This window comes from Pseudomonas sp. 18.1.10 (assembly GCF_024655625.1).
Lineage (GTDB): Bacteria > Pseudomonadota > Gammaproteobacteria > Pseudomonadales > Pseudomonadaceae > Aquipseudomonas.
In genome coordinates this window covers 1-6,990 of record NZ_JANLGL010000259.1, presented here as the reverse complement: position 1 = coordinate 6,990, position 6,990 = coordinate 1, and the positions used below count along the sequence as shown (strand labels likewise).

The following is a 6,990-nucleotide window of genomic DNA, read 5'->3' as shown; positions in this document are numbered from 1 at the left end:
GTAACCGTCCGGCCAGCACCCTCTCCTGACAGCCCTCCAAATTGGCCAAGATAGTGGACACCATTTTTTAGTGGACACTATCTTGGATACAGTTGCCCCAGCCCGTCGAGCCGGTCGCCGCCCCAACTTTCCGCTGGACTTTAAACGCCAAGTCGTCGAGGCCACCTTCCAGCCTGGCGCCTCCGTGTCATTGATCGCTCGCGAACATGACGTCAATGCCAATCTGGTCTTTCGCTGGCGGCAGCAATACCAAGAAGGGCTATTCGGCCCGGTCAGCCAGAGTGCTTCGTTTTTGCCAGTCCAGGTGATCGAGGCGCCAATGGATCTGCCGCCAGTCTTCCAGCCACAGGCAGAGTGTCATTCCGAGATCGCAGTTGAGGTAGGAAAAGCCAAGTTGCGTATCACCGGAGCACCAGACCCGCAGACGCTGCAACTCGTCTTGCAGCAGTTAGTGCGATGATTGCCCCTCCCGCTGGAACCCGTATCTGGATCGCCGCTGGCGTCACGGACATGCGTCGTGGCTTCGACGGTTTGGCGGCCATGGTGCAGACTCAACTGGAAGCCGATCCCTTCTCCGGTCAGATCTTCGCCTTTCGCGGACGGCGTGGTGACCGGATCAAACTGTTGTGGTGGGATGGCGACGGCTTGTGCCTGTTTTGCAAACGGTTGGAGCAAGGACGCTTTGTCTGGCCGCAAGCAACCAGCGGCAGCGTGTCGCTGACGACCGCGCAGTTGTCGATGCTGTTGGAGGGCATTGATTGGCGCCGGCCAATTCGTACAGCACCCGTCCTCGCGGTCTGACTTGCCGCGCTGAAAAAATCCCCAGTAATATTCGGGCATGACCCTCGTGACCGACTCCCTGCCGAATGATCTTCAAGCCTTGAAGGCGCTGATCGCTGCCCAGCACGCAGAGATTGAGCGCTTGAAGATGATGATCGCCAAGCTGCGTCGTACGCAGTTCGGTCGCAGCTCCGAGCAACTGGAAGCGATGATCGACCAGCTCCAGTTGAGCCTTGATGAGCTGCAAATCAGCCAAGCCGAAATGACACCTCCAGTCGAGCCGGCACCTCGCGCAGTTTCGCGCCGTAAACCATTGCCTGAACACCTACCTCGCGAAACCCACGTTCATCAGCCCGAGTCGCAATGCACTGGCTGCGGTGGGACGCTTCGCCATTTAGGTGAGGATGTGTCCGAAGTGCTGGAGTACGTTCCGGCACGTTTCAAAGTCATTCGCCATGTCCGTCCGAAGTGGGTTTGCCGCTGCTGCGAGCACTTCGCCCAGGTGCCGGCACCGAGTCGCCCGATCGCCCGAGGTCTTGCCGGCCCAGGGTTGTTGGCCCATGTGCTGGTCTCGAAGTTTGTCGATCATTTGCCGTTGTATCGGCAGTCCGAGATCTACGCCCGTGAGGGCGTGGAGCTGGAGCGCTCAACCCTGGCCGACTGGGTTGGCCAGAGCAGTCAGTTGCTGCGACCACTGATCAACGCCCTTGAGCACCACGTCATGAGCGGACACAAAGTCCATGCCGACGACACGCCGATTGGCGTGCTCGCGCCGGGCAACGGCAAGACCAAATCGGCGCGCCTGTGGACGTACGTGCGGGACGACCGACCTACGGGGGACGCGACACCGGCGGCGGTCTGGTTTGCCTACTCGCCGGATCGCAAGGGGCAACATCCCCGCGCGCATCTCAAGCGCTTCAGCGGGATCTTGCAGGCGGACGGCTATGCCGGTTTTGCTCAACTATATGCCACGGGCACCATTGAGGAAGCGGCGTGTTGGGCTCACGCCCGGCGCAAGTTTTACGAGGTCTACAAAGACCTGGCTTCACCACTTGCCGCCGAGGCGCTGCAACGGATTGCGGCCCTGTATGCCATCGAAAGCGAGATTCGAGGGCAACCGCCCAACCTGCGAAAAGTGGTTCGGCAAAGCCGAGCCAGTCCGCTGCTGGAACAACTCCACGCGTGGCTCAACCAGACGCTGACTCAACTGTCGAAAAAATCGGCATTGGGCGGTGCGATTCTCTATGCCCTCAATCGGTGGCAGGCCTTGGTGCGCTATTGCGATGACGGGCGAATTGAGATCGACAACAACGCTGCCGAACGCGCGCTACGTGCTGTCGCGCTAGGCAGAAAAAATTATCTGTTCGTCGGTTCCAACGCCGGCGGCGAACGAGCGGCTGCGATTTACAGCCTGGTGGGTTCAGCCAAACTCAACGACCTGAACCCGCAAGCCTATTTGACACACGTGCTGGAGCGCATCGCCGACCACCCGATCAATCGGGTCGACGAACTGCTGCCCTGGAACGTTTCTCTCGCCTCCACGGAACTCTGCGAGGCCGCCTGATCCATGGTCAAAACTGTTCGCTTGCCAAAACCCGAACCTGATTTGTTGCTACTGCACATTGAATTGAAGTGGATCGAACCTGCCATCTGGCGCCGTGTGGCGGTGCCCGAGAACATCACCTTAGGCAAATTGCACGCGGTGATCCAGATCGCAATGGGCTGGCACGATGACCATCTGCATGAGTTTGAAATAGCTGGTGAGAGTTACGGTATTCCCGACTCCGATGGATGGGGGCCTCCCGTGAACTCGGAGACCCGCAAGACTCTGATCAAAGCGTTGAACGGGAAAAGGACATTCCGCTAGGTCTATGACTTTGGCGATGGCTGGGATCACCGGATCAAAGTCGGAAAGAGAAATCCGATGCCCACTCCGTAGGACATTGAGTCGAAATCCAATCACGATGTTCTCATTGGAAGGGTCTGCAACAGATGTCGATTAAGCTCCTGGCCCACGCCGAACGCCTCTTGGACGCTTACGATAGTCAATCCTTGATGCTTGGAGGCCCAATCTTCTGCCGCTGGGATAGATGCGAAGAAATGCACATGGCAACAGAAGGACTGACGAACGTCGGCCGCCTCCTGCGGCAATACCAGTGACACTGCCACGTCGGCAGGTTCAACAGCCTGTATCTCGCTGGGTGAAACCGTAAGCGAAACGGGTGCTCCAGTTGCAGCGCAATGCGACGAGACGCGAGCTGTACGGCCGATTAACGCCGGGAGCATCAGGGTGTCCAGCGCGCACCAGGCATACAGCCGGCGGTTGTCAATTTCCAAGACATGCGACGTCTCGCGCAAGGTGAGGACATAGCCGATGATGTTCCCATCGTTGTCGTATTCGGTACTGGTGGCTTGTTCGAGCACAGCCGCCACTTGCTCAGCGGGCCAGCCAAGAGTCCTGGCAAGCGTAGTTCGCGAAATCGGGCGTCCCTTGGCAAGTTCACCCAGTAGCGCGACCAAGAACTCCGCAAAACCTTTGGGCCGGTTGGTCGGGGTGAGACGTTCGGCGATCTCGGTAATGTAGCGGGCAAATTTCATGGTGCTCTCCATTCATCCAGCGCAGCAGGACAATTGCTTTACGTCCTTGGTGAAAGTCTGCGCCGCGAGCTTCAGGCCCTCGACCATGGTTAGGTAGGGGAACAACTGGTCGGCCAGCTCCTGCACGGTCATGCGGTTGCGAATAGCCAGCACCGCCGTCTGAATCAGCTCGCCCGCTTCCGGGGCCACCGCCTGCACGCCGAGCAACCGACCAGAACCCGCTTCGGCGACCAGCTTGATGAACCCTCGCGTGTCGAAGTTGGCCAGCGCACGCGGCACGTTGTCCAGGCTCAGCGTGCGACTGTCGGTTTCGAGGCCTGCGCGCTGTGCTTCCGCTTCGCTGTAACCGACGGTGGCCACCTGCGGATCGGTGAACACCACCGCCGGCATGGCATCGAGATTAAGCGTAGCTTCGCCGCCGGTCATGTTGATCGCCGCACGGGTGCCAGCCGCCGCCGCGACGTAGACGAACTGCGGCTGGTTGGTGCAGTCGCCGGCTGCATAGATATCCACTGCGCTACTGCGCATGCCCTGATCGATCTGAATGGCGCCGCGTTCATCCAACAGTACACCCGCCGCTTCCAGGTTCAGGCTTTGGGTGTTGGGCGTGCGGCCGGTGGCGACGAACAGTTGGTCGGCGCGCAGTTCACCGTGGTTGGTGGTCAGTACGAATTCGCCGTTGGCGTGGGTCACCTGACTGGCTTGTGTCTGCTCAAGCACGTCGATGCCCTCCATGCGGAAGGCTGCGGTCAGCGCCTCGCCGATGGCCGGATCTTCGCGGAAGAACAGCGAGTTGCGCGCCAGGATGGTGACGCGGCTACCCAGCCGGGCAAAGGCTTGCGCCAGCTCCAAGGCCACCACGGATGAGCCGATCACGGCGAGCCGTTGCGGAATACTGGCGCTGGCCAGTGCCTCCTCCGAGGTCCAATAGGGGGTGTCTTGCAGCCCGCGAATCGGCGGCACGGCCGCACCGGCGCCGGTAGCGATCAGGCAGCGGTCGAACGCGACTTCGCGCCCGCCCCCCTCGACCAGTTCGACGCTGAGCGTGTGGCCGTCCTGGAAGCGAGCGGTGCCACGCAGCACGGTGATGGCTGGTGTGCTCTCCAGAATGCCTTCGTACTTGGCGTGACGCAGTTCGTCGACAAGGCCTTGCTGTTGCGCGAGCAGCCGCTCGCGCAGGACGGTCGGCGGCGTGGCGGGCATTCCGTCATCGAACGGACTCTCGCGGCGCAAATGAGCCACATGCGCGGCGCGAATCATGATTTTCGACGGCACGCAGCCGACGTTGACGCAAGTGCCGCCGATGGTGCCGCGCTCGATCAGAGTGACGCGGGCGCCGGCTTCCACCGCCTTCAAGGCGGCCGCCATTGCCGCACCGCCGCTGCCTATGACTGCAATGTGTAGCGCGTCGCCGTTTTTGCCGACCTCGGTGTCGCTGCGCAACCAGCCCAGCGCCTTATCGAGCTGGCCGGGGCGCGGTTGTAGCGAGGCGACTTCGAACGACGCTTGATACCCAAGGGCCTCGACGGCGGCTTGCATTTGTTCACGGCTGACAGCCGCGTCGGCCGTCATTTCGGCCTTCCCACCGGCGTAGGAGACGTCCGCCCGGTGCACGCCGGAGATTCCCTCCAGAGCATCTCTGACGCGGTCGGCACAGGAGGCGCAGGTCATACCGTGGATTCGCAGTGTGGTCATAGCGTTTACTTCCTCAAATGGGTCTCTTTGCGGCATTACTGTTTTGGCTGTGGTGGGCAGGCACCCGGGGCGCAACGGGGGTGGGCGGGCGACACGAGATCCCAGATCGAGCCCCCAAGCATGAGGGCCAGACCGATATAGAGCAGCCAACCGCTCCGCCAGCCATAAGCCCGCATCAAAAACACCGCAGCCAAGACCAGGACAGGGCCTATCAGGCCGAGTGCAGTTCGCTGCCACTGCCGATGTTTGAGCCAGCCAAGGGAATTGACGAGCAGCGCCAGGGCCGCAAACAAGGGCAGTAGCGTGGTGATGAACAGGCCTTCCCACTGGCTCAAAAAGCCCAGACCGATTGCAGCGCCTAAGCTAGCCAGAGCAGGAAAACACGCGGCGCAGCCTAGGGCTGAAACCAGCACACCGACGGAACTGGCTTTGTCACCGATCCGCGTGAACAGATTGAGAGGATTTCTCATTGGTATTTCCTCCTATTGCTTGATGGTAGATGGATAGCCGGCATCCTCGGTCGCCTTGGTCAGGGCCTCGGAGTTGGTCTTGGCATCGTCGAAGGTCACGATGGCTTCGCGTTTCTCGAAACTCACCTCGGTCTTGGTCACGCCCTCGACCTGGGTCAGCGCTTTCTTGACCGTGATCGGACAGGCGGCGCAGGTCATGCCCGGTACCGACAGGGTGACGGTTTGGATGGCGGCCCACACCGGGGAAACCACGGCAATGAGCGCGAGAGCGGCAAACAGCTTTTTCATGGGAGACTCCTGCCTGATCAGTAAAACAACGGGAGGATGTAGGGGAAACCGAGCGCGACCAGCACGAGTGCCATCACGAGCCAGAAAATGAACTTGTAGGTAGTTCGTACCTGCGGAATTGCGCAGGTCTCACCGGGTTTGCAGGCTTGAGCCGGGCGGAAAATGCGCCGGTAAGCGAAGAACAGCGCCAACAATGCCGCGCCGATGAAAAACGGGCGGTAGGGCTCCAGAACGGTGAGATTACCGATCCAGGCGCCGCTGAAGCCCAGGGCAATTAGCACCAGCGGGCCCAGGCAGCAGGTGGACGCAAGGATCGCCGCCAGACCTCCAGCGAGGAGTGCACCACGGCCCTTTTGTGATTCAGACATGGGTTCAACCTTTCGAATGTTTGATCGATGGGTTAAGGTTATTTCCGTAGTCAGGTACGGAGTCAAGCGGTATGAAAAACACTGCGGAAAGCCTGACCATTGGCGTCTTTGCCAAGGCAGCCGGGGTTAACGTGGAAACCATTCGGTTCTATCAACGCAAAGGGCTGTTGCCCGAACCGGACAAGCCCTACGGCAGCATTCGTCGCTACGGCGAGGCGGATATTGCACGGGTGAAATTCGTGAAGTCCGCACAACGGCTGGGCTTCAGCCTCGATGAAGTGGCCGGACTGTTGCGGCTCGATGACGGTACGCACTGCAATGATGCGCGTGTGCACGCCGAGCAGAAGCTCGAAGACGTGCGGGGGAAACTTGCGGATCTGCGGCGGATCGAGTTGGTCCTGGCGCAGTTGGTTGATGACTGTTGCGCGAGCCACGGGACGGTTAGCTGCCCGCTGATCGATTCGCTGCATGGAATAGATAGCCACGAAAACTTCGCGCCTTAGCCTACGATTTCCCGTTTCATTGCCCCCCTGTTTGTCGGCTTGAACAGGAAAAGAGCGGCGCTCAATGAGCCCCGTTGACTGGCCAAACCTACGGTCTGCTTTTAGCCACGCTCTTACCCTACAGAGCCGAGAGTCCTGATCACTTCGAATGCAAATGATTGGTCAGTTGCAACGCAAATGGGTGGTCAAGTGGGGTGCAATTTCGCAGTTTTTGAGTGTGAGCGCGTCAATCAGCGGTTAAAGGGGATTAAGGTCTGAGATGCAAGGCGGTGTAGTTCGGACGCTTAC

Annotated in this window: 9 protein-coding genes and 1 pseudogene; 5 read left to right on the top strand and 5 right to left on the bottom strand. The window is 60.1% G+C overall.

Annotated elements, in window-relative coordinates; all coding sequences use genetic code 11:
• Nucleotides 1–163: 163 nt before the first annotated feature.
• The 4 genes and pseudogenes from NUV89_RS30020 to NUV89_RS26245 all read left to right on the top strand — a co-directional run.
• Nucleotides 164–260 (top strand): annotated as a pseudogene (locus NUV89_RS30020) (transposase); the annotation flags it as partial.
• 196 nt (nucleotides 261–456) lie between these two features.
• Nucleotides 457–801, top strand: coding sequence for an IS66 family insertion sequence element accessory protein TnpB (gene tnpB / locus NUV89_RS26255; RefSeq protein WP_003425037.1), 345 nt, complete (start codon nucleotides 457–459; stop codon nucleotides 799–801).
• 37 nt (nucleotides 802–838) lie between these two features.
• Nucleotides 839–2,344, top strand: a complete 1,506-nt coding sequence (locus NUV89_RS26250; RefSeq protein ID WP_003425038.1) for an IS66 family transposase — start codon at nucleotides 839–841, stop codon at nucleotides 2,342–2,344.
• A gap of 3 nt (nucleotides 2,345–2,347) precedes the next feature.
• Nucleotides 2,348–2,647, top strand: coding sequence for a plasmid pRiA4b ORF-3 family protein (locus NUV89_RS26245; protein ID WP_003425039.1), 300 nt, complete (start codon nucleotides 2,348–2,350; stop codon nucleotides 2,645–2,647).
• A gap of 92 nt (nucleotides 2,648–2,739) precedes the next feature.
• On the opposite strand, the gene merB is transcribed toward NUV89_RS26245, so the two are convergent.
• The 5 genes from merB to merT are packed head-to-tail and all read right to left on the bottom strand — an operon-like array spanning nucleotide 2,740 to nucleotide 6,199.
• Nucleotides 2,740–3,378, bottom strand: a complete 639-nt coding sequence (gene merB, locus NUV89_RS26240) for an organomercurial lyase MerB (protein ID WP_003425042.1) — start codon at nucleotides 3,376–3,378, stop codon at nucleotides 2,740–2,742.
• Nucleotides 3,379–3,390: 12 nt separating this feature from the next.
• Nucleotides 3,391–5,073, bottom strand: coding sequence for a mercury(II) reductase (gene merA / locus NUV89_RS26235; RefSeq protein ID WP_003425044.1), 1,683 nt, complete (start codon nucleotides 5,071–5,073; stop codon nucleotides 3,391–3,393).
• Nucleotides 5,074–5,108: 35 nt separating this feature from the next.
• The gene (gene merC, locus NUV89_RS26230; protein WP_003425046.1) at nucleotides 5,109–5,543 is read right to left on the bottom strand and encodes an organomercurial transporter MerC; all 435 of its coding nucleotides are present in this window, start codon (nucleotides 5,541–5,543) and stop codon (nucleotides 5,109–5,111) included.
• A 12-nt stretch (nucleotides 5,544–5,555) separates the two neighbouring features.
• Entirely contained in the window at nucleotides 5,556–5,831 is a 276-nt protein-coding gene (gene merP, locus NUV89_RS26225; protein ID WP_003425048.1) for a mercury resistance system periplasmic binding protein MerP, read from the bottom strand.
• Nucleotides 5,832–5,848: 17 nt separating this feature from the next.
• Entirely contained in the window at nucleotides 5,849–6,199 is a 351-nt protein-coding gene (merT, locus tag NUV89_RS26220; protein WP_003425049.1) for a mercuric ion transporter MerT, read from the bottom strand.
• Nucleotides 6,200–6,270: 71 nt separating this feature from the next.
• Here merT and merR point away from each other — a divergent pair, with 71 nt between their 5' ends.
• Nucleotides 6,271–6,702: an Hg(II)-responsive transcriptional regulator gene (merR, locus tag NUV89_RS26215; RefSeq protein ID WP_003425050.1), complete on the top strand. Its 432-nt coding sequence runs from the start codon at nucleotides 6,271–6,273 to the stop codon at nucleotides 6,700–6,702.
• Nucleotides 6,703–6,990: the final 288 nt, after the last annotated feature.

Coding starts and splice junctions, on each gene's coding strand:
- merC (WP_003425046.1), bottom strand. CDS start 5,543: ATGAGAAATCCTCTCAATCTGTTCACGCGGATCGGTGACAAAGCCAGT.
- merA (WP_003425044.1), bottom strand. CDS start 5,073: ATGACCACACTGCGAATCCACGGTATGACCTGCGCCTCCTGTGCCGAC.
- NUV89_RS26245 (WP_003425039.1), top strand. CDS start 2,348: ATGGTCAAAACTGTTCGCTTGCCAAAACCCGAACCTGATTTGTTGCTA.
- merP (WP_003425048.1), bottom strand. CDS start 5,831: ATGAAAAAGCTGTTTGCCGCTCTCGCGCTCATTGCCGTGGTTTCCCCG.
- merT (WP_003425049.1), bottom strand. CDS start 6,199: ATGTCTGAATCACAAAAGGGCCGTGGTGCACTCCTCGCTGGAGGTCTG.
- merB (WP_003425042.1), bottom strand. CDS start 3,378: ATGAAATTTGCCCGCTACATTACCGAGATCGCCGAACGTCTCACCCCG.
- NUV89_RS26250 (WP_003425038.1), top strand. CDS start 839: ATGACCCTCGTGACCGACTCCCTGCCGAATGATCTTCAAGCCTTGAAG.
- merR (WP_003425050.1), top strand. CDS start 6,271: ATGAAAAACACTGCGGAAAGCCTGACCATTGGCGTCTTTGCCAAGGCA.
- tnpB (WP_003425037.1), top strand. CDS start 457: ATGATTGCCCCTCCCGCTGGAACCCGTATCTGGATCGCCGCTGGCGTC.